Below are 21,234 nucleotides of genomic sequence, written 5' to 3' on the forward strand. Positions count from 1 at the left end.
GTATAACCATGAAACCTGTTGTGCTGGTGGTGGATGATGACACGGCTATCTGCGCACTGTTGCAGGACGTGTTAAGTGAACATGTCTTTACGGTTTCGGTCTGCCATACCGGGCAGGAGGCAATATCACGTGTTGAGGGCGATCCTGATATCGCGCTGGTAGTGCTGGATATGATGCTACCCGATACCAACGGCCTGAGGGTATTGCAACAATTACAGAAAATGCGTCCTGCACTGCCGGTGGTGATGCTGACCGGCCTGGGCAGCGAGTCTGATGTGGTGGTCGGGCTGGAAATGGGCGCAGATGATTACATCTGCAAGCCGTTTACCCCACGGGTCGTGGTCGCGCGACTAAAAGCGGTGCTACGGCGCGTTGGCGCGCTGGTGGTCAATGAGGAGAAAAACGCTGGACTGTCATTCAATGGCTGGTATCTCGATACCACGCGCTGCCAGTTGCACAATCCGCTACAACAACATGTCGAGCTGACCCAGGGCGAATATGGCTTGTTACTGGCCCTGGCGCAAAACGCTCGTCGGGTATTGAGCCGCGAGCAGTTGCTGGAGTTCACCCACAGCGACAGCGTGGAGGTGTTTGATCGCACCATCGACGTATTAATCATGCGCTTACGCCGCAAAATCGAACTAAACCCGCATCAGCCGATGTTGATTAAAACTCTGCGCGGTCTGGGGTATGTCTTCGCTGCCGACGTGCACTAATCCGACAATTCTGTTTGTAGTTCTTCCAGCGTTTTTGCCCCGTCGATAGCATTGGCACATAACAGGCTTGCCCGCGCGCAGGCGTGTGCCAGTTTGATGCTCTCGGTAAGCGTCCAGCGTTCATGGCAGCCATATAAAAATCCGGCACAAAATGCATCGCCCGCGCCGACGCTGCCGATAATTTCCCGTTGTTCTAACTTTTGCGAAGGGATCCACACGCCGCCCTGTTCCGGTGTCTCTCCCCAGGCACCTTCCGGGCAGTGGATCACCACTCGCTGGCGTACGCCCGCATCTAACAGTTCACGCGCGGCGGCAGCAATATGCACGATATGCGGTTCGCCGTTGGGTAAGCGAATTTCCAGCCCGCTAAACTCCCCGGCCTCCAGTTCGTTAATTATCAGATAATCCAGATGGCGCAACGCGGGCAGCACCATCGGCTGATAACGCGGATCGCCCTTGCGGGAGACAAGGTCGAGCGAGGTTTCAAAGCCATTATCACGCATTTGCGCCAGCAGACGCGCGCTACGAGTACCGTAAACATCGTCCGGCATATCCAGGCTATCGAGCAACAGTAAATAGCCGAGATGGAAAATCTTCATGCTGTTATCAAGCTGATCGAACGCCGGAAGATCAAGCAGTCGGTTAGTACCCGGCGAATGGAAAAAGGTGCGCTGCCCGCCTGGGTCGGTCATCACCTGCGACATCGACGTCGGGGCAAAGGTGGTGCGCTGCACATGCTGGCGATTGACGTGATATTGCTCAAGCATCGCCATGATGTAATCGCCGTCGCTGTCCTGACCGATTAGCCCGACCGCCTGTAACGGCAACCCGGTGCGCATTTTCGCCAGCGTCAGCAGGACGTTAAGCGGCGCGCCTCCAGTTGAGCGTTCGCTGTGGGTGATCTCCGCCAGCCAGCCGCGCTCTGGCCACTGGATAATCTGGTGGACGTGATCAACCAGCATATTGCCTGCGGCGATAATCCCTTTACGTTCCATCATGCTTGCCCCGCACTGCCGAAAATACGCATCTGTTGTGCAACCGTATCGCTGATGGCGGCTTCCACTGCCAGCAGTAACTCGGCGAACTCGTCATACATCGGCTGACGGCGCGCCATTCGGGCCTCAACGGCTGCCAGCGCCGCTTGCGACATACCCGTGTAGAAATTGATTTTGTGGATACCCCGTTCGATGGCGCGGCGGAAATCGGCATCGCTAATCCCTGAGCCGCCGTGTAACACCAGCGGGATAGCCGCCTGCTGGCGGATAGCGTCGAGGCGCGGGAAATCGAGTTTCGGTTCGCCGCGATATTTGCCGTGTGCATTGCCAATCGCCACGGCCAGCGCGTCAATGCCGGTACGGTCGACAAAATCACGCGCCAGTTGCGGATCGGTAAACAGAGATTCATCGGCATGACCGTAAAGCGCACCGCCTTCGTCGCCACCTACCGCGCCCAGTTCAGCTTCTACCGATACGCCAACGGCATGGCACATTTTCACCACTTCCCGCGTCTGGCGGACATTTTCTTCATACTCCAGCGTGGAGCCGTCAAACATTACCGAGCTGAATCCCAGCCGCAATGCTTGCACCACCGATTCAAAATGCAGCCCGTGATCGAGATTTAACACCACCGGAATGGCATGGCGCGCCGCTTCAAATTTCACGGCTTCGACCAGGGAATCCAGCGAGATATATTTAAAATGTACTTCGGCAATGTTGATAATAAACGGCGAGCGTTCCTGTCTGGCCGCAGCGAATAGCGCGCGTAAAAAGTGTGAGTCCAGCACATTAAACGCGCCTAACGCATAGTGATGTTCGCGGGCATGAGCCAGCCCTTCAGCGAGAGAAATCAACGGCATAACGTTCTCCTTATTCAGCGGAACTGGCGGTATTCGTTACACAACACCAACTGGGCTGGTTCGTCTTCGTCAATCAGGTTGTAGCGGTCCAGCGGCTGTAAAAAGTGGTTATCGTGGTCGTCGTCATTAACAGAAGAGACTTCGCCAACCAGCACATCGCCAAAACCGGCTTCTGCCCAAAAGCTGTGATAAAGGCCAGGCGGCAGGCAGATACTTTCGCCGGGAGACAGGCGCAACTGACTGCCTGCGGTATGTTTCTGGCGGCAGCCGTCGATCACCACCGTAACGTCGCTATCAACCGTTTGCTCGTTGCTATCGGCATTCCACAGTTCAACAATCAAATTGCCGCCGCCGCGATTGATAATGTCCTCACGCTTACGCCAGTGAAAATGCATTGGCGTTACCTGCGCATCGCGCACATGCATGATCTTCTCGGCGTAACATTTCACATACGGCATTCCTTTTGGTGAGCCGTTACGCAGGGTAAACAGCGTCAGCCCCTGTGCAGCAAAGTCGTTGCCACCAAAAGCGGTAACATCCCAGCCGAGTTTGAGCTCAAAAACTTCCTCCCACGCAGTGGAGTCGAGTTGTTGCCATTGGGCAGGCGTGAAACTGGCAAAGGGCGGAAGATGCACGTCATGTTGCGAAAAGAATTGCCGTGTATGGCCGAGAATGTCGTTTATAGCGGAGCGTTTCATCGAAAGCGTTCTCCTTAGCGGTGGCCGGGCAGCTGCGCCGCCCGGCGTGTGGACTTATTTCACCGTCCAGCCTTTGTAATTGCCGACGTTGTTTTTGTCGATCATCGTCACCGGGATCAGCACCGGCTCTTTCGGCGCGGGTTTGCCCTGCAAAATGTCGTAGCCAATTTCCACCGCTTTCGCTGCCATCACCTGGGGATCTTGCGCAGGGGTGGCGACAAACAACGAGTTCTCACGTTTCAGCGCCTCTTCGGCGTCCGGGCTTCCGTCAACGCCGACAATAAAGAACTCGCTACGTTGTGCCTGTTTGGCTGCCAGATCGGCACCGATCGCGGTGGGATCGTTAATGGCAAATACGCCGTCGATCTTCGGATTTGCCGCCAGCAGTCCGGTCATTACCTCCAGCCCGCCTTCACGACTGCCTTTGGCGTTCTGGTTGTCAGAGAGCACCTTGATGTCAGGATGGCGTTTAAATTCAGTCTGGCAGCCTTCAACGCGGTTTTGCACGGCGGACACCGGAGGCCCGTTGATGATCACCACGTTGCCTTTGCCTTTCAGGCGATCGGTGATGTACTTACAGGCCATTTCGCCTGCCTGGGTGTTATCGGAAGTGATGGTGGCATCGGCGCCTTCTGCCGCTACGTCAACTGCGACGACCACGATCCCGGCGTCTTTCGCCCGTTTCACCGCCGGGCCGATCCCTTTTGAATCGGCAGCGTTGAGGATGATCATATCGACGTTAGCGGCGATAAAGTTGTCGATCTGCGACACCTGCTGGCCCAGATCGTAGCCGCTGGACACCAGCGTCACTTTGACGTTATCGCCCGCCAGTTTGCGCGCTTCCAGCTCCGCGCCTTTGGTGATCTGCACGAAGAATGGGTTTGCCAGATCGCCTACCGTCACGCCTATCGATTTCAATTCTTTTGCCTGGGCGAACGGTGCTGCGGCCAGCAGCGCGCCTGCACAGAGCGCGGTCACTAAGGGCTTCAATCTCATGCTGTATTCCTCATGTGTAGGGTATTGTTGTTATGCGCTTTGATGATGTCGGGTACGGTATTTATCGATCAGCACCGCAATGATGATCACCGCCCCTTTGATCACCAGTTGCCAGAAGTAAGAGACGCCCATTAGGGTCATGCCGTTGTTTAGCGTGGCGATAATCAGCGCCCCAACCAGCGTGCCGGTAATGGTGCCGATGCCGCCAACGAAACTGGTGCCGCCGAGGATCACCGCCGCAATGGCATCCAGTTCGTACCCCATGCCTAAGTTGCCGTTGGCGCTGTACAGCCGCGAGGCGCTCATAATCCCGCCAAGCCCTGAAAGCAGGCCGCTCATGCCATAAACAAACAGCAGCACCAGCCAGACCTTAATGCCGGTAAGACGCGCTGCCTGCATATTGCCGCCGACGGCGTAGATATGAACGCCAAGCGTGGTGCGGCGCAGAATAAACCAGCACAGCACAATCACTGCGAGGGCAATCACCACCAGCCACGGGACAGGCCCAAGATAGTTATTACCTATCCACTCGAAATTAATGTTGGAGTTGATGACCGTGGTGCCGTCCGCCAGCAGATACGCCGCCCCGCGTAGCGCCGTATAGGTGCCGAGCGTGACGATAAACGGTGGCAATCCGGCAAAGGCCACCAGCGCGCCGTTGAACAAACCCAGCAGCAGGCCGAGCATCAGCGCCGCTGGAATCGACAGCATGGCGAACTCCGGGCTAAGGGAGACGACCATCGCCGCTACCGCCGTGGTGCCGAGAATTGAACCTACAGAAAGGTCGATCCCGCCAGTCAAAATGATGAAGGTCATCCCCGCCGCCAGCACAATGTTGATCGACGCCTGGCGGGTAATATTTAGCAGGTTGCTTTCGGTAAAAAAGTTTGGCGCGATAAAGCCAAATACCGCCACGATCAGAATCAAAATGGGCAAAATGCCGACCGTTTGCATCAGATCGCTCATCAGCATTTTTTTGGCAGAGGTCTTTGCAGATGTCGTCATGAGGGCACCGCCTGGGAATGGGCGTCGTTGACGCCAGTCGCTAAGGTCATAATGTTTTCCTGGGTGATGTTTTTGCCGTTTAACTCACCGGCAATGCTGCCTTCGCGCATCACATAAACGCGATCGCTCATGCCAACTATCTCCGGCAGTTCGCTGGAGATCATCAGGATCGCCACGCCTTTGCGCGCCATCTCGTTCATGATCCGGTAGATCTCGCTTTTTGCGCCGACATCCACACCACGCGTGGGTTCGTCGAGCAGTAAAATACGCGGGCCAATCGCCACCCAGCGGGAGATCAACAGCTTTTGCTGATTGCCGCCTGAAAGCCCGCCCGCTCGCACCTGGGCATGAGGCACGCGGATGTTGAGCAACTTGATGGCGTCATCGGAGATGGTTTGTGCTTTTTTGCGGTTGAGTATTCCCCAGTTGGCATCGCGCTCCAGGGTTGCCATAGTGATGTTTTCGGCTGCCGCCATTTCAAGGAACAAACCTTGTTCTTTGCGATTTTCGGTGAGAAAACCAATGCCAAGATCGATAGCTTCGCGCGGGGAGTGGATCACCACCGGTTCGCCATCGACTTCAATCATTCCGCCCGTCGCTTTACGTACGCCGAAGATCAACTGCGCCAGCTCTGAACGTCCGGCTCCTACCAGCCCGGCGAGGCCGACAATTTCGCCGGAACGCACCAGCAGGCTACTCGGCTGGACTTTGCCACCGTCGGTCAGGTGGTGAACATTCAGGCGGGCTTTGCCGAGCGGGATATCGCGCTCTTTATTGAACAGATCGCTCAGTGGCCTGCCGACCATCATCCGTACCAGTTCAGCGGCGTTGAGGTTATCGCGGGTCAGGCTGCCAACGTATTGCCCGTCGCGCAGCACGCTGACGCGATCGGAAAGCTCATACACTTCCGCCATGCGGTGGCTGATATAGATAATCGCCATCCCTTCATCGCGCAGCCGCATAATCAGTTCAAACAGGCGGTGAGTTTCACGCGAGGAGAGGGCGGCGGTGGGTTCGTCCATCACCAGAATGCGGCTGTTGCGATGCAGCGCGCGGGCGATTTCGACCTGTTGTTGCTCGGCAATGGTCAGCGTCATGACTTTATCGCTGGCGTTAAACTGCGCGCCGAGGCGGTCGATCACTTTTTGCGCCTGCATCAGCATCTCTATGCGCTGCACCAGCCCGCCGTGGGAAAGCTCGCTGCCGAGGAAAATGTTTTCAGCTACCGTCAGATTCGGTGCCAGCTGCATCTCCTGATAAATCAGCGTAATACCGGCGCTTAAGGCATCTTTTGGCGTGCGAATGTGAAAGGGCCTGCCGTCAATCAGGATCTCGCCGCTGGTGGCGGTATAAGCCCCCGCCAGCACCTTCATCAGCGTGCTTTTTCCCGCGCCGTTTTCCCCCATCAGAGCATGGATCTCGCCTGGGTAGACCGTCAAATCCACCCCTTTGAGCGCATAAAATTTGCCAAAAGCTTTGGCAATATTGCGCATCTCCAGAACCGGCGTGCTGTTCATGGCGGACTCCTGCGAGGTTGTCGATATCAGCACTCCATCACAGGAAAGTAAATGCAAAATGTCAGAAGCCGTTCATATTTGTCATATTGCGATTTTTCTTTACGGAGCGTGATATGGCGCACCCCGGACGTCACTTTTTTGCCAGCGCGCGCGGGCGATTGCTGCTTTTAAATTTGCTGGTGGTGGCGGTGACGCTGATGGTCAGCGGCGTGGCGGTAATGGGCTTTCGTCATGCCAGCCAGATGCAGGAGCAGGTGCAGCAGCAAACGGTGGATGATATGACCGGCAGCCTGAATCTGACGCGCGACACGGCAAACGTGGCGACGGCGGCGGTGCGATTGTCACAGGTGGTGGGTGCGCTGGAATACAAAGGCGAAGCCGAGCGATTGCAGGAGACACAGCGGGCATTAAAAAGCTCGCTTGAGCAACTGGCGGACGCGCCTTTAGCGCAGCAGGACGCCGGGCTAGTGGCGCGCATCATCACGCGTAGTAACGAACTGCAAACCAGCGTCGGCGGAATGCTGGAGCGCGGGCAAAGGCGGCATCTGGAGCGTAACGCGCTGTTAAGTTCGCTATATCAAAACTTAAGTTATCTGCGACATTTGCAAAAAGTCACTCACGCGGAAGATGACATTTTGCTTAACGAGATGAACCGACTGATTGTTGCCGCTATTGCCACGCCCGCGCCGCAGGCGATTATTCATCAACTGGTCGGGGTGATGTCTGCATTCCCGACCCACAGCGATACGCCGTTGGTCAATACGCTACTCACTGATTTTAATCGTGAACTGCGCAATCTGGCGCCACTTTCGGAAGCTCTGGAGCAAAGCGATCTGGCAATCAGCTGGTATATGTTTCACATCAAAGCGCTGGTGGCGATCCTCAATAGTGACATTAACCATTATGCCGAACAGGTAGCGACGCTCTCCGGTCAGCGAGTGGCGCAAAGTTACCAGGATCTGCGCTCTGGCGAGAGGGTGATCATGATTTTCGCCCTGTTAGCGGTGGTGATCACCGCGTTTGCAGGTTGGTATATCTATCGCAATCTCGGCTCTAACCTGACGGCGATTTCCCGCGCCATGAGCCGCCTGGCGCACGGCGAAGCGGACGTCACTTTTCCGGCGCTACAGCGGCGCGATGAGTTGGGTGAACTGGCGCGTGCCTTTAACGTCTTCGCCCGCAATACCGCATCACTCGAACGAACGTCCCGGCTGTTGAAAGAGAAAACCACGCAGATGGAGATTGCCCAAACCGAGCGGCAGGGGCTGGAAGAGGCGCTATTGCACAGCCAGAAGTTGAAAGCGGTCGGGCAACTGACGGGCGGGCTGGCGCATGATTTTAATAATCTACTGGCGGTGATCATTGGCAGCCTGGAGCTGGTGAACACGGACTCTCCCGACGCGCCGCGAATACAGCGGGCGCTGCAAGCCGCCGAACGTGGGGCGCTACTGACCCAGCGGCTACTGGCGTTTTCCCGCAAGCAGTCCTTACATCCGCAAGCCGTTGAACTGAAAACTCTGCTGGAAGAGTTAAGCGAATTAATGCGCCACTCCTTACCGGCAACCCTGGCGCTGGAGATTGAAGCTCAGTCTCCGGCGTGGCCCGCGTGGATTGACGTCAGCCAACTGGAAAACGCCATCATCAACCTGGTAGTGAACGCCCGCGATGCGATGGAAGGGCAGACGGGAATCATCAAAATTCGCACCTGGAATCAGCGTGTCACCCGCAGCAGTGGGCAGCGACAGGACATGGTGGCGCTGGAGGTTATCGATCATGGCTGTGGTATGTCGCAGGCGGTGAAAAGCCAGGTGTTCGAGCCGTTCTTTACCACTAAACAGACGGGCAGTGGCAGCGGTCTGGGCTTGTCGATGGTCTATGGGTTCGTGCGCCAGTCCGGCGGGCGCGTGGAAATTGAAAGCGCGCCAGGGCAAGGAACAACGGTCAGATTACAGCTTCCCCGCGCGCTGGTGGCGGAGAAAAACGTATTGCCAGCGGTGGTAGAGCAGACAGCCGTCAGCGGCGATAAACTGGTGTTAGTGCTGGAAGATGAAGCCGCGGTGCGCCAGACCATCTGCGAGCAGTTGCACCTGTTGGGCTATTTGACGCTGGAAGCGAGCAGCGGCGAACAGGCGCTGGACCTGCTGGCGACATCAACGGAAATCGATATTTTTATCAGTGACTTAATGCTCCCCGGCGGTATGAGCGGCGCAGAAGTGGTCAATGCAGCCCGCAAACTTTACCCGCACCTGACGCTGCTACTCATCAGCGGTCAGGATTTACGCCCCAGCCATAACCCCGCGCTGCCCGACGTGGCGCTGCTGCGCAAACCCTTTACCCGCGCGCAGTTGGCGCAGGCGCTGGGGCAAATAGAGGGATGATTTTCAGAATTTATCAAGAGGCCTGAAGCAAACGTGCTGCTATTGTGAGCAATTCTGTTCTGAATGGGATATAAAAGGAATTATGCCAGTACTGACAAGAGGCGATTCACATATGATCGTGATGCCAACCACCTATAGCCCTATGACGGTTGCTCGTTCTTTTCGCGTGGTGGAAGAGATCGAGCTTTCTGGACGTCTGTTACAGGTAATTTATGACAAGCAGACGCCAAGAGCGGCCATCATTGAAGCGGACATTGAAGTTTTTGCAGGCGTGCCGCGTCATCGGGTACTTGCCGCTCTCGATCTGCAGCGTAAAAAAGAGTTCGGCAGCGATATCATTGCCGTTGAACGCTGGTGGGAAGACTCGGATCTGGTACAGGTGGAAGGTATTTGTGTCTCTCCTGGTGAGCGCGATAAGGGGCTGGCAACTCGGCTGTATGAAGCGCTAATTCTGCAATGCGGTATCACGCTAATCAGCGATTTTGATCAATATGATGGCGGGAAGATGCTCTGGCAGAAGATCGCGCGCGAGTCCGATCAGATTTCCGTGTTTGTATTAGACACTGAACAAGGGGCATTTTGGCCTTACGATGGCACGAAAGTGATCTACGATGGCGGTTGCATTCCGGAAGAGCGTATCTGGAGTATTTCACCGGATCAAAAATGTCATGGCATTGTGCTGGTGGCGGAAAATAAACAGCGAGCTAACCAGCTAATGGAAGAGTCTGCGCCTTACCGAATTTGAGATTACTCCGCTACTCCGCTCATTCACACTCAACTAACGTTAAGCCAGTCCATTGCAGAGACTGGCTTATGAAACCTTACTCCACGCTCTTTCTTTTCACCCTGCTCACGCTGTCCACCGTTCCGGCCCAGGCCGATATTATCGACGACACCATTGGCAATATTCAGCAGGCGATTAACGACGCTTATAACCCTGACCGTGGGCGTGACTATGAAGATTCGCGCGACGACGGCTGGCAGCGTCAAGTGAGCGACGATCGTCGCAGACAATATGACGACCGCCACCGCCAGTTTGAAGATCGCCGCAGGCAACTGGACGATCGCCAGCGCCAGCTTGATCAGGAGCGTCGGCAGCTAGAAGATGAAGAGCGGAGAATGGAAGATGAGTATGGGCGGTGAGGGGGCCAGTGCGCACATTCTCCCCATCACGCTACCCCAATCTCCATCCCATCAAACCCCGCCTCAAATCCCGACGGCAGCGCGTTCTCCATCAGCCACGCATCAAACTGGTGGCTGATGTGCGTCAGAATCACGCGCGGCGAGCGGATAACTTCATTCAGCGCCAGCACGGTGTTTAAATCGCAGTGATTACGCGGCGCATCCTCGCGCGGCGGGTGGCTGCAATCAATCACCATCACTTGCGGCTGGTTATTGCGTAAAAATTTCAGCGTTTTTTCCGGCAGGCCAGCGGTGTCAGACAGCCACGCCACCCGGCTATGTGCCGTTTCCAGTAAATAGCCGAAAGTGAGTTTTGAGTGGGTGAGCGGCAGGGGCGTGACCTGCACCCCCTGCAAATCAAACACTACAAACGGTTCCACCGTGTGGCTGAAATCAAGCAGGCCCGGATGTTTAAACAGATCGTCGCAACCCTGTTCATCCGGCGGGCCGTAAACCGGGATCGGATCGCCAACGCCCCAGCGCAGCGGAAACAGCCCCTGGACGTGATCCATATGATAATGCGTCAGCAAAAACTGCTGGAACGATCCGGGTGACCAGCGATCGGCGAGATCGTGCCGCCCGGCGTCGATCAGGGTGACAGCCTCGTTAAACTTCACCACGCCGCTGCATGGCTGGCGGCGATACCGCGGTGAGCGCCGCGCTCTGACGCAGGCCGCGCACTCACAGCCCCATGCCGGAACGCCCTGTGCGCCGCCAGTGCCGGTGAGCGTGAGAGTCAGGCTCATGTTACAGCGCCTTCGTGAAGCGGAAATGGCTCTGCTCGTAGCCTTCGCGCAGATAGAAACGGTGCGCGTCGTGGCGCTTCACGTTGGTGGAAAGCTCGGTCATTTCGGCCCCGGCCTGGCGGGCTTCTTCTTCTGCCCATGCCAGCAACTTGCTACCCACGTTCAAACCGCGTGCCTGCGGCATCACCACCAGTTCCTGAATTTCGCCGATCCAGTTGACATGATGCAGATGAAACTGCAAATGCAGGCCGATCATGCCGACAACTTCGCCATCCAGCAGCGCCAGATGGTAGCGCATATTCGGGTCGCGCAGGTTGGCGTTAAAGCCCACGCGAAACGCGTGATGGTCAAACTCCGCCTGTTTTAGCTCACAAATCAGCGCGTAAACCGCGTCGGTATCGTACTGCGTGGCCGGGCGAAGCTCACAAGCAGGCATGGTGTTTCTCCTTCTGATGGATCAGCGTCAGCAGCGTGTCGACCGACTGGCGCAGGCTGCCGTCATTGTTGAGCGTATGGCAATCCTGCGGAGTATAGCGGGCGGCGCGCGCCAGCCGGGCGTTAATTTCACTGGCGTTTTCACGCCCACGGTTTTCCAGGCGCTGGCGGAGGATCTCCGGCGAAACCTGTAAACAAATGGGCAGCAGTGCCGATTGATAGCGCGCCCGCGCCTGCGGCAAATGCGCGCGTGAGCCGTTGACTACCACGTCGAATCCAGCGTGCAGCCAGAGGTCAATCTCGATGCCGACGCCATAATACAGACCGTTAGCGTGCCAGCTTAAGGCCAACAGATTTTGCCCCGCGCGGGTAAAAAACTCCTGCTCGCTCAGGGCGATATGGTTTTCGCTTCCGGCACAGGCATCGCGCGTGATGTAGCGATGTGCCACCAGTAACTGCGCCTGTTCCCGCTGGCGCAGCGCCGCCAGCAGGCTGTCTTTCCCGGAGCCGGAAGGCCCCATCAACCAGATTAGCTTTCCCATCATCAGAACACCCTTTTACCCTGACGCCAGACGTGGTCGATATGAATATGATTGCCCTTGCGATGCGCCAGCACCAGGTCGGCGCGTTTGCCCTCGCCAATCACCCCGCGATCCTGAAGATTCAGCGCCTGGGCCGGATTTTTGGTCACCAGCTTCACCGCCTGCGGCAGCGTAAAGCGGTTGCTCTGGTCATCGGCGACGCGAAATGCCGCATCCAGCAGGCTGGCGGGGTAGTAGTCGGAAGAGAGGATATCCAGCAGGTCAAGCTGCGCCAGTTCACTTGCCGCCACGTTGCCGGAGTGCGAGCCGCCACGCACGATATTCGGCGCGCCCATCAGCACGTTCATGCCATGCTTACGCGAGGCTTCCGCTGCTTCAAACGTGGTGGGAAATTCGGCGATCACGCTGCCAAGCTGGTGGGATTCGGCGACGTGGGCGTGCGTGGCGTCATCGTGGCTGGCAAGCGCAATCTGGCGTGTGCGGCAGATCGCGGCAATGGTTTCGCGATTCGGCAGCGACCAGCGTGCGGCGAGCGCCAGTTGTTCCTCTTCGTACTGCTGCATCTGCGCATCGGTGAGCGAGTATTTGCCCTGATAATATTCGCGATACTTCTCGCGGTTGGCGAACTGGCGCTGGCCGGGTGAGTGGTCCATCAACGACACCAGCGTGACTGGCTCGCGCTGCACCAGTTTTTCAAACAGCGGCAGCGTGGTGTGATGCGGCAGTTCGCAGCGCAGGTGCAGACGGTGCTCGGCGCGGTTGACACCGCGTTTCTGCGTCTCTTCGATGGCGTTGATCATCTTCTCCAGATTCTCCAGCCGATCGCCGCCGTCGCGCACATCACCAATCGCCACGGCGTCCAGCACGGTGGTGATGCCGCTCGCCACCATCAGCGCGTCGTGGCTGCTCATCGCCGAGTGGGCAGGCCAGTCAACTTTCGGGCGCGGGGTGAAGAATTTATCGAGGTTGTCGGTATGCAGCTCAATCAGCCCCGGCAGCAGCCAGCCGCCTTCGCCGTCCATCGCTTCTGGCAGGCGGCTCTGGCTTTCGGCAAAGGCGCGGATTTCGCCGTCCTGCATCTCCAGCGAACCGTGCACCACTTCGTTTTCCAGCACCAGTTTGACGTTATTGATAATCATGCAGAGGCTCCCATTGGGTGCAGGCGGTCGGCGACGTCATTGCGTACGGCTTCATCATGGAAGATGCCGACGATGGCCGCGCCACGGGCTTTGGCTTCGCGAATCAGCTCGACTACGGCGGCGCTGTTTTTGGCGTCCAGCGAGGCGGTGGGTTCGTCGAGCAGCAGAATGGGGTAGTCGACGATAAAGCCACGGGCAATGTTGACGCGCTGCTGTTCGCCGCCCGAGAAGGTTGATGGCGCAAGGTGCCACAGGCGTTCCGGTACGTTCAGGCGCGTGAGCAGACGCGCGGCTTTAGCGGCGCAGGCTTCACGCGGAACGCCAGTATCGAGCAGCGGCTGCATCACCACTTCCAGCGCCGAAATACGCGGGATGACGCGCAGAAACTGGCTCACCCAGCCGACGGTGGTTTTGCGGATTTCCACCACTTTGCGCGCTGGTGCAGTGACCAGGTCTACCCATTCGTCACCGTGTTTGATCTGGATTTGCCCTTCGTCGGGCAGATAGTTGGCGTACAGCGAGCGCAGCAGGGTTGATTTGCCGCTGCCGGAGTGGCCGTGGAGCACCACGCATTCGCCCGCGTTGACGGTGAGCGAGGCGCGTTGTAAGACGGGCAGGCGCACGCCGTTTTGCTGGTGCAGGATGAAGGTTTTACTGACGTTTTGTACGTTAATCATTTTTCGCCTCGTGGTTCGGGTGTCGGATGCGACGCTGATGCGTCTTATCCGACCTACTGGGAGCGCATTTGTAGGCCAGATAAGGCGTTTACGCCGCATCCGGCACCGGCTCAATTCTGCAAAACCGATGACACCAGCAGCTGTGTATACGGATGATGCGGGTCGTCGAGCACGCGGTCGGTTAACCCACTCTCCACCACTTGCCCTTGCTTCATCACCAGTAAACGGTCCGCCAGCAGGCGGGCGACGCCCAGATCGTGGGTGACAATCACCACCGCCAGGTTCAGCTCCACCACCAGACCGCGCAGCAGATCGAGCAGGCGCGCCTGTACCGACACATCCAGCCCGCCGGTCGGTTCATCCATAAACACCAGCTTCGGATGCGTCACCAGGTTGCGGGCGATCTGCAAACGTTGCTGCATGCCGCCGGAAAAGGTGGTCGGCAGGTCGTCGATCCGGTTAGCGGGAATCTCCACCTCTTCCAGCCATTTCTGCGCGGTGGCGCGAATGTCGCCGTAATGACGCGCCCCGGTCGCCATCAGCCGCTCGCCGATATTGCCGCCTGCCGACACCTGGCGGCGCAGGCCGTCGAGCGGATGCTGATGCACCACGCCCCATTCGGTGCGCAGCAGGCGACGGCGGTCGGCTTCGCTCATGCCATAGAGGGAACGGTTCTCGTAGTAAATCTCCCCCTGTTGCGGCGTCAGACGGGCGGAGATTGATTTCAGCAGCGTGGTCTTCCCGGAGCCGGATTCCCCGACAATGCCCAGCACCTCCCCCGGCCATAAATCAAAAGAGACATCGCTGAAGCCTTTGCCCGGCGCGTAAAGGTGAGTCAGGTTATTGACCGAAAGTAACGGTTGATTCATTGGCTTTTCGCCTCACTCTGTTGGCGGCAGTAATCGGTATCGGAGCAGACAAACATGCGGTTTCCGGCGTCATCCAGCACCACTTCATCAAGATAGCTGTGGGTCGATCCGCAGATGGCGCACGGCTCATCCCACTGCTGGACGGTGAACGGGTGATCGTCGAAATCGAGGCTTTCCACGCGGGTAAACGGCGGCACCGCATAGATGCGTTTCTCGCGCCCCGCGCCGAACAGCTGCAGGGCGGGCATCATGTCCATTTTCGGGTTATCAAATTTCGGGATCGGCGACGGGTCCATCACGTAGCGCCCGTTTACTTTCACCGGATAGGCGTAGGTAGTGGCGATATGACCGAAGCGGGCGATATCTTCATACAGCTTCACCTGCATCACGCCGTACTCCTCCAGCGCGTGCATGGTGCGGGTTTCCGTTTCGCGCGGCTCGATAAAGCGCAGCGGTTCCGGGATCGGCACCTGGAAAATAATGATCTGATCTTCGGTCAGCGGCGTTTCGGGGATGCGATGGCGCGTCTGGATAAGCGTCGCATCGTCCGTGCGCTCGGTGGTGTTTACCCCGGTCACGCGCTTAAAGAAGTTGCGAATCGACACGGCGTTGGTGGTGTCATCCGCGCCCTGGTCAATTACCTTCAACACGTCGCTTTCACCAATCACGCTGGCGGTGAGCTGTATGCCGCCGGTTCCCCAACCGTACGGCATCGGCATCTCGCGCCCGCCAAACGGCACCTGATAACCGGGGATCGCCACCGCTTTTAAGATGGCGCGGCGGATCATGCGTTTGGTCTGCTCGTCGAGGTAAGCAAAGTTGTAGCCGCTCAGATTAGCCATGGTTCTGCTCCTGTTGCAGACGTTTGAGTAGCTCCAGTTCGGCCTGGAAATCGACGTAGTGCGGAAGTTTGAGGTGCGAGACAAAGCCTGCGGCTTCGACGTTATCGGCATGCGCCAGCACGAACTCTTCATCCTGCGCCGGGCCTGTCGCGTGCTCGCCGTATTCCGGGGCTTGCAGAGCGCGGTCAACCAGCGCCATTGCCATCGCTTTGCGCTCGCTCATGCCGAACACCAGCCCATAGCCGCGTGTAAAATGCGGCGGCTCATCCGGCGGGTCGATAAAACCGTTGACCATTTCACACTCGGTCATCAGCAGTTCGCCGACGTTCACCGCAAATCCCAGCTCTTCCGGCACAATCGACACGTCGATATAGCCGCTGCGGATTTCGCCTGCGAACGGGTGGTTGCGCCCGTAACCACGCTGGGTTGAGTAGGCCAGCGCCAGCAAATAGCCTTCGTCGCCGCGCATGAGCTGTTGCAGGCGGGAAGAGCGTGAGCAGGGGTAAACCGGCGGCGTGCGGGTGATGTCATCCGGCTGTGCGCCGCTCTCTTCTTCCTGTTTCGCCAGCCCCTGACGCGCCAGCAGGCTGAAAACGTGCGGCGATGGTTGCTGTTCGCTGTCGGCGATGGTCAGCGTTGGCGCTTCGCCGTTTGCCAGCAGGGTGAAATCGAGCAGGCGATGGGTGTAGTCGTAGGTTGGGCCAAGCAGCTGGCCGCCGGGAATGTCTTTATAAACGGCGGAGATACGGCGTTCGAGACGCATCTCGGTGGTGGCGAGCGGCTCGCTCACCGCCAGTTTCGCCAGCGTCGTGCGGTAGGCGCGCAACAGGAAAATGGCTTCAACGTTATCGCCGCTGGCCTGTTTCAGCGCCAGTGCCGCCAGTTCGCGGTCGGCAATGCCGCCTTCGGTCATCACGCGATCCACCGCGAGATTAAGCTGCTGTTCAATCTGGGCGACGCTCAGTTCAGGCAAATCGGTATCGCCCCGGCGTCGGCTTTCTTGCAGGGCGTGGGCGGCGTCGATCGCCTTTTCGCCCCCTTTCACGGCAACGTACATCAGCACACCTCCACATGAGTGGTTCGCGGGATAGCCAGCAGGCGCTCGCCGCAGGTCAGGATCAGGTCGATGCCGAGCGGGAACGGGTGCGGGCGCTCGGTGAGTTCGTGCAGAATGCACTCCGGTAGCTGCGGGGCGATCATTCGTTCTTCGGCAATACCCGCGCCGGTGAGACGCAACATGCGCCCGCCGCTCAGGCTGGCGACCTGTAAAATCAGCGTCGCGCCCGCTTCTGGCGCAACGGCGGTGCCGGTGGAAAGGGCGTTGAGCTGTTCGCTGGAAATCGCCTCATCCGTTACCGCGAAGGTCGCCTGTTCCGGTTGATTGACCAGCGGCGCGTTGGTATGAAAACGCAGGCTCTGGCTGACGATATCGTTACTTAATGGCGCGGAAAGCCACACCGGCGTGTCGTTATCAGCCAGCGTCAGCAGCACGCTGGTGGTGGCGATATTCAGCGGCTGCCAGCCGCGTTTGAGCTGATGCAGGGCGACAATCACGCCCGGCTCGCTCATGGCCTTTAACAGGCGACGAAAACTGTGCTGGGCATCCTGCACGGGAAGCATAAAAGCGGTTTCCAGGGTCATGCGTTGTCTCCGCGAACCATCGTAAAGAAGTCGACCCGGCTGGCGTTCACTTCGGCCTGGCGTGCGGCAATGCGTGCCATACGGTCAGCGTCCAGCGGGGCAATAAGGGTTTCTGATAAGTTTTGAAAGTGGCGAGATTGCTGCATCAGCGCGTCAATCAGCGCGCAGCGTTCGGCATGCTGTTTATCACGCCCCAGCACCCAGCTGTAGCCGAGCGTGCCGTCAGTCAGGCGCACGGCGGCGCGGGTCAGCGTGGCGTCGCCGGCAAAAAAACGTTCGCCGGTACCGCCCATCCGCGCCTGAATCTGCACCAGGCCAGTTTCGGCGGCGCGGATGACGTCATAGTCGGCGGTGATGTTCAGCGCGTTCAGGCGGGCTGCCAGTTCAGCCGGTTGGCTGTGCGCCAGCACGGACATCCAGTGCTGGCGGGTCGCGGTATCTGCGTGCATTCAGTGCTCCATAGTGAATTCAATCATGTCGGCGCGCGTCAGGCTGACGGAGTACTCCGCCGGGCTGCTTTCACCGTCACGGTGGTTAAGGGTGCGCACGCACAGCAGCGGCGACATATTCGGGATTTCAAGACGCTGGCACTCTTTGGCCTGGGCGCGGCGGGCGCTGATCCGCGTCTGGCTGCGGCGCAGCGCAATCCCCGTTTGCTCGCGCAGAAAATCGTGCAGCGAGCCGCTGTCGAAGCGTTGCAGCGTCGGCCAGAGCGTGAGGTCCGCAAAGTAGTGGTCGATTAAACAGAGCGCGACGCCGTTGACCCGACGCAGGGTGCGCAGGTGGATGACGTTCTCCCCCTCGGTTATCCCCAGCGCATCAGCGACGTGACCGGAGGCGGGGCGCAGCACCGACAGCAGTTTTTCGCTGGTGGGATGGCTACCCTGGTCCAGCAGGTTCTGGCTAAAACGCGCCTGGGCGTTGAGCGGATAATCGAACGGGCGCATCAGCACCAGCACGCCGACGCCCTGACGGCGCTGTACCCAGCCTTTCTCCACCAGTTGGTCGATGGCGCGGCGCAAGGTGTGGCGGTTCACCTCAAAGCGTGCCGCCAGTTGATGCTCCGCGGGGAGATAGTCACCGCAGCGATAGTGTTGACGAAGCTCCTGCTCAAGTTTTGCGGCTATCTCCTGATAGCGTGTCGGGTAGCTGGTCGGATGTGTAGACAAGTGCATAGCTATCAATGCCTCGCTAATCAGATAAAGTGCTTACGCAACCGTTGAGAGAGGAAATCCAGCAGGCTGACCGTGACGATAATCAGCACCATCAGGGCGCAGGTTTGCTGGAACTGGAAACCGCGAATCGCTTCCCACAGCGTGACGCCGATCCCGCCCGCGCCGACCATGCCGACGACGGTCGCCGAGCGGACGTTGGATTCGAAGCGATAGAGGGAGTAGGAAATCAGCAGTGGCATCACCTGTGGCAGTACGCCGTAGAGGATCTCTTCGAGCTTGTTGGCGCCAGTGGCGCGAATGCCTTCCACCGGGCCGGGTTCAATCGCTTCCACTGCTTCGGAAAGCAGTTTGGAGAGCACGCCGGTGGTGTGGATAAACAGCGCCAGCACGCCAGCGAACGGACCGAGGCCGACGGCGACCACGAACAGCATGGCGAAGACCATTTCGTTAATGGCGCGGCAGGCGTCCATCAGGCGGCGCGTGGGCTGGTAAACCCACCAGGGCACCAGATTTTCGGCGCTCATCAGACCGAAGGGAATGGAGAGAATGATGGCCAGCGCAGTTCCCCAGACGGCGATTTGCAGCGTGACGGCCATTTCGGTGAGGTAATCCTGCCACTGGCTGAAATCGGGCGGGAAGAAGTCGGCGGCGAACGTCGCCATGTTGCCGCCGTCTTTGATCAGCGTGAGCGGGGCCATTTCCGCGCCCTGCCACGAGACGACCAGCACGGCGAGAACAACGGCCCAGCTGAAGATCGAGAACCAGCTGCGCTTGGGTGGGGCGATGGTGATGGTTTGCATGTTTGGCTCCGGTTTGTAGGCCAGATAAGGTGCTTGCACCGCATCCGGCATCAACGTCTGCACATTGTCGGATGCGACGCTGGGGCGTCTTATCCGACTTACGATTTACTGCACCGCTTTACTCACCGAACTCATCGCGCTTAACGCGTTGTTCAGGCGGTCCAGGTCATCCAGCTGTGCCTGAATCTCGGTGGTTTTCGCCAGCTTGTCCTGCTCATTCAGCCCTTTATTGCCTTTTACGCCCTGCATCTCTTTAAACAGCGCGAGCTGGCGAATGGGTACCAGTTGCAGGTCGCTGGAGGCGCGGAACGGCGCCCAGCCCAGGCGTTCCAGCACCGCTTTCTCTTCCGGCGTTTTGCCGTAGTTCATAAAGAAGTCGTAGATCTTGTCTTTGGTGGTTTCGGACAGATTTTTGCGCCAGACGATCGGATCGCCTGGGATCAGCGGTGACTTCCAGATCACTTTCAGTTCTTTCAGCTTCTCCGGCGCGGAGGTTTTCAGCTTGTCGAGGTTTTCGGTATTGTTGGTGGCAACATCCACCTGCTTGTTGGCGACGGCCAGCGCGTTGGTTTCATGCCCGGCGTTGACGGTGCGCTTGAAGTCGCTGGCGGAGATATTGTTTTTAGCGAAGACGTAGTAACCGGGGACGAGGAAGCCGGAGGTAGAGTTAGGATCGCCATTGCCGAAGGTGAGATCTTTCCGCTTCGCCAGCAGATCGTTCAGGTTGTTGATCGGGCTATCTTTGTTGACGATCAATACGCTCCAGTAACCCGGCGATCCATCCGCCGCGACCGTCTGGGCGAAGACCTGACCGTTGGCGCGATCCACCGCTTCCATTGCCGACAGGTTGCCGTACCAGGCGATATCCACTTTGTTGAAGCGCATTCCCTGGATAATGCCTGCGTAATCTGGGGCAAAGAAGGCGTTGACCTTCACGCCCAGCTTCTTCTCCATATCCTGTAAGAATGGCGTCCATTGCGGTTTCAGGTTTTGCTGTGATTCCGTTGAAATAATGCCGAAATTCAGTGCCTTTTCCTGCTCTTCGGCGTGCGCCGGGCTTAACAGGGTGCTGAGGCTGAACATGCTGGTGAAGGCCAGCGAGGCAATTATCTTAGCGTTCATTCGTTTTCCTCAATGATGGGGATGTCAGGCAGCTTTCGCGTTCTCTTCGATGCGATTAATGCTGCGGTAGAGATGGTCAAAACGTTCGTTATCAAACTGTTGGCTGCTGCCGTCGTAGAAGACGTGCCCCTGGCGTAGCGCGACGATGCGTTCGCAGTAGCGCAGGGCGTAATCCACCTGATGCAGCGTGACGACCACGGTGATGCCGTCGTTCTGGTTGATGTCGCGCAGGGTGTCCATCACGATGCGCGCTGATTCCGGGTCCAGCGAGGCGATCGGTTCGTCCGCCAGAATCACCTTCGCCTGCTGCATCAGCGCGCGGGCAATCGCCACGCGCTGCTGCTGACCGCCGGAGAGCGTGGAAACGCGCTGGTATGCAAAGTGCGCCATACCGACGCGGGTCAGCGCCTGTAACGCGCGCTGTTTCTGCTCGCGGGTAAACCAGCTAAAACAGGTGCGCCAGAACGGCGTGCTGCCGAGCGCGCCAATCAGCACGTTCTCCAGTACGCTCAGGCGATTCACCAGGTTGAATTGTTGGAAGATGTAGCCGGTATGGGCGCGGCTTTTGCGGATATCGCGCGCCAGACGGCCTTCGCGCTGGACAGTGCGGCCCAGCAGCTCGATATGGCTACCGACAGATTTATCGCCGGTAATCAAACCGCTTAAGTGACGTAAAAGGGTGGATTTGCCGGAACCCGACGGCCCAAGCAGAGCCACCATTTCACCATGATGAATATTCAGATCAACCGCGTGCAGCGCCTGATGCTGATTGAAGGTTTTGGCGAGCTTCTCGACACGGATAATCGTTTGCATGATGCAGCCTCCCTAAAAAAGTGGCTCCATCGTGGCGGATTATTGTGACGATTTGGTTAATTAAAAGTGACTAACAGATGAAGAGT

General features: G+C 58.0%; 24 protein-coding genes. 4 read left to right on the plus strand and 20 right to left on the minus strand.

All coding sequences use genetic code 11. From position 1 onward, the window contains the following. The first annotated feature begins 8 nt into the window (after positions 1-8). The gene (locus D9738_RS02405; protein WP_130205859.1) at positions 9-716 is read left to right on the plus strand and encodes a response regulator transcription factor; all 708 of its coding nucleotides are present in this window, start codon (positions 9-11) and stop codon (positions 714-716) included. On the opposite strand, the gene D9738_RS02410 is transcribed toward D9738_RS02405, so the two are convergent. From D9738_RS02410 to D9738_RS02435, 6 genes are read right to left on the minus strand one after another with little or no spacing between them, the layout of a single operon-like run. After that, positions 713-1,714, minus strand: a complete 1,002-nt coding sequence (locus D9738_RS02410) for a carbohydrate kinase family protein (RefSeq protein WP_130259482.1) — start codon at positions 1,712-1,714, stop codon at positions 713-715. The two genes, D9738_RS02405 and D9738_RS02410, sit on opposite strands and share 4 nt — an antisense overlap. Further along, the gene (locus tag D9738_RS02415) at positions 1,711-2,571 is read right to left on the minus strand and encodes a ketose 1,6-bisphosphate aldolase (RefSeq protein WP_130215626.1); all 861 of its coding nucleotides are present in this window, start codon (positions 2,569-2,571) and stop codon (positions 1,711-1,713) included. Before D9738_RS02415 ends, D9738_RS02410 begins: the two co-directional genes overlap by 4 nt. A gap of 14 nt (positions 2,572-2,585) precedes the next feature. Then, complete coding sequence (locus D9738_RS02420) at positions 2,586-3,269, minus strand: D-lyxose/D-mannose family sugar isomerase (RefSeq protein ID WP_130205865.1); 684 nt, start codon at positions 3,267-3,269, stop codon at positions 2,586-2,588. Between the two features lie 54 nt (positions 3,270-3,323). Continuing rightward, positions 3,324-4,265, minus strand: coding sequence for an ABC transporter substrate-binding protein (locus D9738_RS02425; RefSeq protein ID WP_130205867.1), 942 nt, complete (start codon positions 4,263-4,265; stop codon positions 3,324-3,326). Between the two features lie 30 nt (positions 4,266-4,295). After that, positions 4,296-5,270 (minus strand): hypothetical protein, encoded by a 975-nt coding sequence (locus tag D9738_RS02430; RefSeq protein WP_021557441.1) that lies wholly within the window; start codon positions 5,268-5,270, stop codon positions 4,296-4,298. Next, on the minus strand, positions 5,267-6,787 hold the full coding sequence (locus tag D9738_RS02435; RefSeq protein WP_130259483.1) for a sugar ABC transporter ATP-binding protein: 1,521 nt from the start codon (positions 6,785-6,787) through the stop codon (positions 5,267-5,269). Before D9738_RS02435 ends, D9738_RS02430 begins: the two co-directional genes overlap by 4 nt. 113 nt (positions 6,788-6,900) lie before the next feature. On the opposite strand from D9738_RS02435, the gene D9738_RS02445 reads away from it, so the two are divergent. The 3 genes from D9738_RS02445 to yjdP all read left to right on the plus strand — a co-directional run bounded on the left by D9738_RS02445 (position 6,901) and on the right by yjdP (position 10,308). After that, entirely contained in the window at positions 6,901-9,165 is a 2,265-nt protein-coding gene (locus D9738_RS02445) for a hybrid sensor histidine kinase/response regulator (RefSeq protein ID WP_130259484.1), read from the plus strand. A 112-nt stretch (positions 9,166-9,277) separates the two neighbouring features. Further along, complete coding sequence (locus tag D9738_RS02450; RefSeq protein WP_130206094.1) at positions 9,278-9,910, plus strand: GNAT family N-acetyltransferase; 633 nt, start codon at positions 9,278-9,280, stop codon at positions 9,908-9,910. Positions 9,911-9,978: 68 nt separating this feature from the next. Further along, positions 9,979-10,308, plus strand: a complete 330-nt coding sequence (gene yjdP / locus D9738_RS02455) for a DDRRRQL repeat protein YjdP (protein ID WP_130259485.1) — start codon at positions 9,979-9,981, stop codon at positions 10,306-10,308. 26 nt (positions 10,309-10,334) lie between these two features. Here yjdP and phnP read toward each other — a convergent pair whose 3' ends face one another. The 14 genes from phnP to phnC form a co-directional block, all read right to left on the minus strand. Continuing rightward, on the minus strand, positions 10,335-11,093 hold the full coding sequence (gene phnP, locus D9738_RS02460) for a phosphonate metabolism protein PhnP (protein WP_130259486.1): 759 nt from the start codon (positions 11,091-11,093) through the stop codon (positions 10,335-10,337). A gap of 1 nt (position 11,094) precedes the next feature. After that, positions 11,095-11,529 carry an aminoalkylphosphonate N-acetyltransferase gene (gene phnO, locus D9738_RS02465; RefSeq protein ID WP_001110490.1) on the minus strand — a complete coding sequence of 145 codons (435 nt, stop codon included), beginning with the start codon at positions 11,527-11,529 and terminating at the stop codon, positions 11,095-11,097. Further along, positions 11,516-12,073: a ribose 1,5-bisphosphokinase gene (gene phnN / locus D9738_RS02470; protein ID WP_130259487.1), complete on the minus strand. Its 558-nt coding sequence runs from the start codon at positions 12,071-12,073 to the stop codon at positions 11,516-11,518. Before phnN ends, phnO begins: the two co-directional genes overlap by 14 nt. Then, positions 12,073-13,209, minus strand: a complete 1,137-nt coding sequence (gene phnM / locus D9738_RS02475; RefSeq protein ID WP_130259488.1) for an alpha-D-ribose 1-methylphosphonate 5-triphosphate diphosphatase — start codon at positions 13,207-13,209, stop codon at positions 12,073-12,075. Before phnM ends, phnN begins: the two co-directional genes overlap by 1 nt. Continuing rightward, complete coding sequence (gene phnL, locus D9738_RS02480) at positions 13,206-13,886, minus strand: phosphonate C-P lyase system protein PhnL (RefSeq protein ID WP_000611425.1); 681 nt, start codon at positions 13,884-13,886, stop codon at positions 13,206-13,208. The genes phnM and phnL overlap by 4 nt, the downstream gene beginning before the upstream one ends. A gap of 110 nt (positions 13,887-13,996) precedes the next feature. Further along, positions 13,997-14,755, minus strand: a complete 759-nt coding sequence (phnK, locus tag D9738_RS02485) for a phosphonate C-P lyase system protein PhnK (RefSeq protein ID WP_097750848.1) — start codon at positions 14,753-14,755, stop codon at positions 13,997-13,999. Next, positions 14,752-15,597: an alpha-D-ribose 1-methylphosphonate 5-phosphate C-P-lyase PhnJ gene (gene phnJ, locus D9738_RS02490; protein ID WP_000002284.1), complete on the minus strand. Its 846-nt coding sequence runs from the start codon at positions 15,595-15,597 to the stop codon at positions 14,752-14,754. Before phnJ ends, phnK begins: the two co-directional genes overlap by 4 nt. Next, entirely contained in the window at positions 15,590-16,654 is a 1,065-nt protein-coding gene (phnI, locus tag D9738_RS02495) for an alpha-D-ribose 1-methylphosphonate 5-triphosphate synthase subunit PhnI (RefSeq protein WP_130259489.1), read from the minus strand. The genes phnJ and phnI overlap by 8 nt, the downstream gene beginning before the upstream one ends. Further along, a complete protein-coding gene (gene phnH, locus D9738_RS02500) occupies positions 16,654-17,238 on the minus strand; it encodes a phosphonate C-P lyase system protein PhnH (RefSeq protein ID WP_089574897.1) in 585 nt (194 codons plus the stop codon). The genes phnI and phnH overlap by 1 nt, the downstream gene beginning before the upstream one ends. Further along, positions 17,235-17,687 (minus strand): phosphonate C-P lyase system protein PhnG, encoded by a 453-nt coding sequence (gene phnG, locus D9738_RS02505; RefSeq protein ID WP_130205889.1) that lies wholly within the window; start codon positions 17,685-17,687, stop codon positions 17,235-17,237. Before phnG ends, phnH begins: the two co-directional genes overlap by 4 nt. Next, the gene (gene phnF / locus D9738_RS02510) at positions 17,688-18,413 is read right to left on the minus strand and encodes a phosphonate metabolism transcriptional regulator PhnF (protein WP_130206096.1); all 726 of its coding nucleotides are present in this window, start codon (positions 18,411-18,413) and stop codon (positions 17,688-17,690) included. It lies immediately after the preceding gene. Positions 18,414-18,433: 20 nt separating this feature from the next. Next, positions 18,434-19,213: a phosphonate ABC transporter, permease protein PhnE gene (gene phnE / locus D9738_RS02515; protein WP_130259490.1), complete on the minus strand. Its 780-nt coding sequence runs from the start codon at positions 19,211-19,213 to the stop codon at positions 18,434-18,436. Between the two features lie 105 nt (positions 19,214-19,318). Further along, the gene (gene phnD, locus D9738_RS02520; protein ID WP_000991997.1) at positions 19,319-20,335 is read right to left on the minus strand and encodes a phosphonate ABC transporter substrate-binding protein; all 1,017 of its coding nucleotides are present in this window, start codon (positions 20,333-20,335) and stop codon (positions 19,319-19,321) included. 24 nt (positions 20,336-20,359) lie between these two features. Then, a complete protein-coding gene (gene phnC, locus D9738_RS02525; protein ID WP_130259491.1) occupies positions 20,360-21,148 on the minus strand; it encodes a phosphonate ABC transporter ATP-binding protein in 789 nt (262 codons plus the stop codon). Between the last annotated feature and the right edge of the window lie 86 nt (positions 21,149-21,234).

It is taken from the genome of Escherichia sp. E10V5 (genome assembly GCF_004212315.1).
In the GTDB taxonomy this organism is placed as follows: domain Bacteria; phylum Pseudomonadota; class Gammaproteobacteria; order Enterobacterales; family Enterobacteriaceae; genus Escherichia.

Coding starts and splice junctions, on each gene's coding strand:
- D9738_RS02435 (WP_130259483.1), bottom strand. CDS start 6,787: ATGAACAGCACGCCGGTTCTGGAGATGCGCAATATTGCCAAAGCTTTT.
- D9738_RS02425 (WP_130205867.1), bottom strand. CDS start 4,265: ATGAGATTGAAGCCCTTAGTGACCGCGCTCTGTGCAGGCGCGCTGCTG.
- phnD (WP_000991997.1), bottom strand. CDS start 20,335: ATGAACGCTAAGATAATTGCCTCGCTGGCCTTCACCAGCATGTTCAGC.
- phnH (WP_089574897.1), bottom strand. CDS start 17,238: ATGACCCTGGAAACCGCTTTTATGCTTCCCGTGCAGGATGCCCAGCAC.
- phnK (WP_097750848.1), bottom strand. CDS start 14,755: ATGAATCAACCGTTACTTTCGGTCAATAACCTGACTCACCTTTACGCG.
- phnM (WP_130259488.1), bottom strand. CDS start 13,209: ATGATTATCAATAACGTCAAACTGGTGCTGGAAAACGAAGTGGTGCAC.
- phnP (WP_130259486.1), bottom strand. CDS start 11,093: ATGAGCCTGACTCTCACGCTCACCGGCACTGGCGGCGCACAGGGCGTT.
- phnN (WP_130259487.1), bottom strand. CDS start 12,073: ATGATGGGAAAGCTAATCTGGTTGATGGGGCCTTCCGGCTCCGGGAAA.
- D9738_RS02445 (WP_130259484.1), top strand. CDS start 6,901: ATGGCGCACCCCGGACGTCACTTTTTTGCCAGCGCGCGCGGGCGATTG.
- D9738_RS02405 (WP_130205859.1), top strand. CDS start 9: ATGAAACCTGTTGTGCTGGTGGTGGATGATGACACGGCTATCTGCGCA.
- phnE (WP_130259490.1), bottom strand. CDS start 19,213: ATGCAAACCATCACCATCGCCCCACCCAAGCGCAGCTGGTTCTCGATC.
- phnF (WP_130206096.1), bottom strand. CDS start 18,413: ATGCACTTGTCTACACATCCGACCAGCTACCCGACACGCTATCAGGAG.
- D9738_RS02410 (WP_130259482.1), bottom strand. CDS start 1,714: ATGATGGAACGTAAAGGGATTATCGCCGCAGGCAATATGCTGGTTGAT.
- phnC (WP_130259491.1), bottom strand. CDS start 21,148: ATGCAAACGATTATCCGTGTCGAGAAGCTCGCCAAAACCTTCAATCAG.
- yjdP (WP_130259485.1), top strand. CDS start 9,979: ATGAAACCTTACTCCACGCTCTTTCTTTTCACCCTGCTCACGCTGTCC.
- phnI (WP_130259489.1), bottom strand. CDS start 16,654: ATGTACGTTGCCGTGAAAGGGGGCGAAAAGGCGATCGACGCCGCCCAC.
- D9738_RS02420 (WP_130205865.1), bottom strand. CDS start 3,269: ATGAAACGCTCCGCTATAAACGACATTCTCGGCCATACACGGCAATTC.
- D9738_RS02415 (WP_130215626.1), bottom strand. CDS start 2,571: ATGCCGTTGATTTCTCTCGCTGAAGGGCTGGCTCATGCCCGCGAACAT.
- phnO (WP_001110490.1), bottom strand. CDS start 11,529: ATGCCTGCTTGTGAGCTTCGCCCGGCCACGCAGTACGATACCGACGCG.
- phnG (WP_130205889.1), bottom strand. CDS start 17,687: ATGCACGCAGATACCGCGACCCGCCAGCACTGGATGTCCGTGCTGGCG.
- phnL (WP_000611425.1), bottom strand. CDS start 13,886: ATGATTAACGTACAAAACGTCAGTAAAACCTTCATCCTGCACCAGCAA.
- phnJ (WP_000002284.1), bottom strand. CDS start 15,597: ATGGCTAATCTGAGCGGCTACAACTTTGCTTACCTCGACGAGCAGACC.
- D9738_RS02450 (WP_130206094.1), top strand. CDS start 9,278: ATGATCGTGATGCCAACCACCTATAGCCCTATGACGGTTGCTCGTTCT.
- D9738_RS02430 (WP_021557441.1), bottom strand. CDS start 5,270: ATGACGACATCTGCAAAGACCTCTGCCAAAAAAATGCTGATGAGCGAT.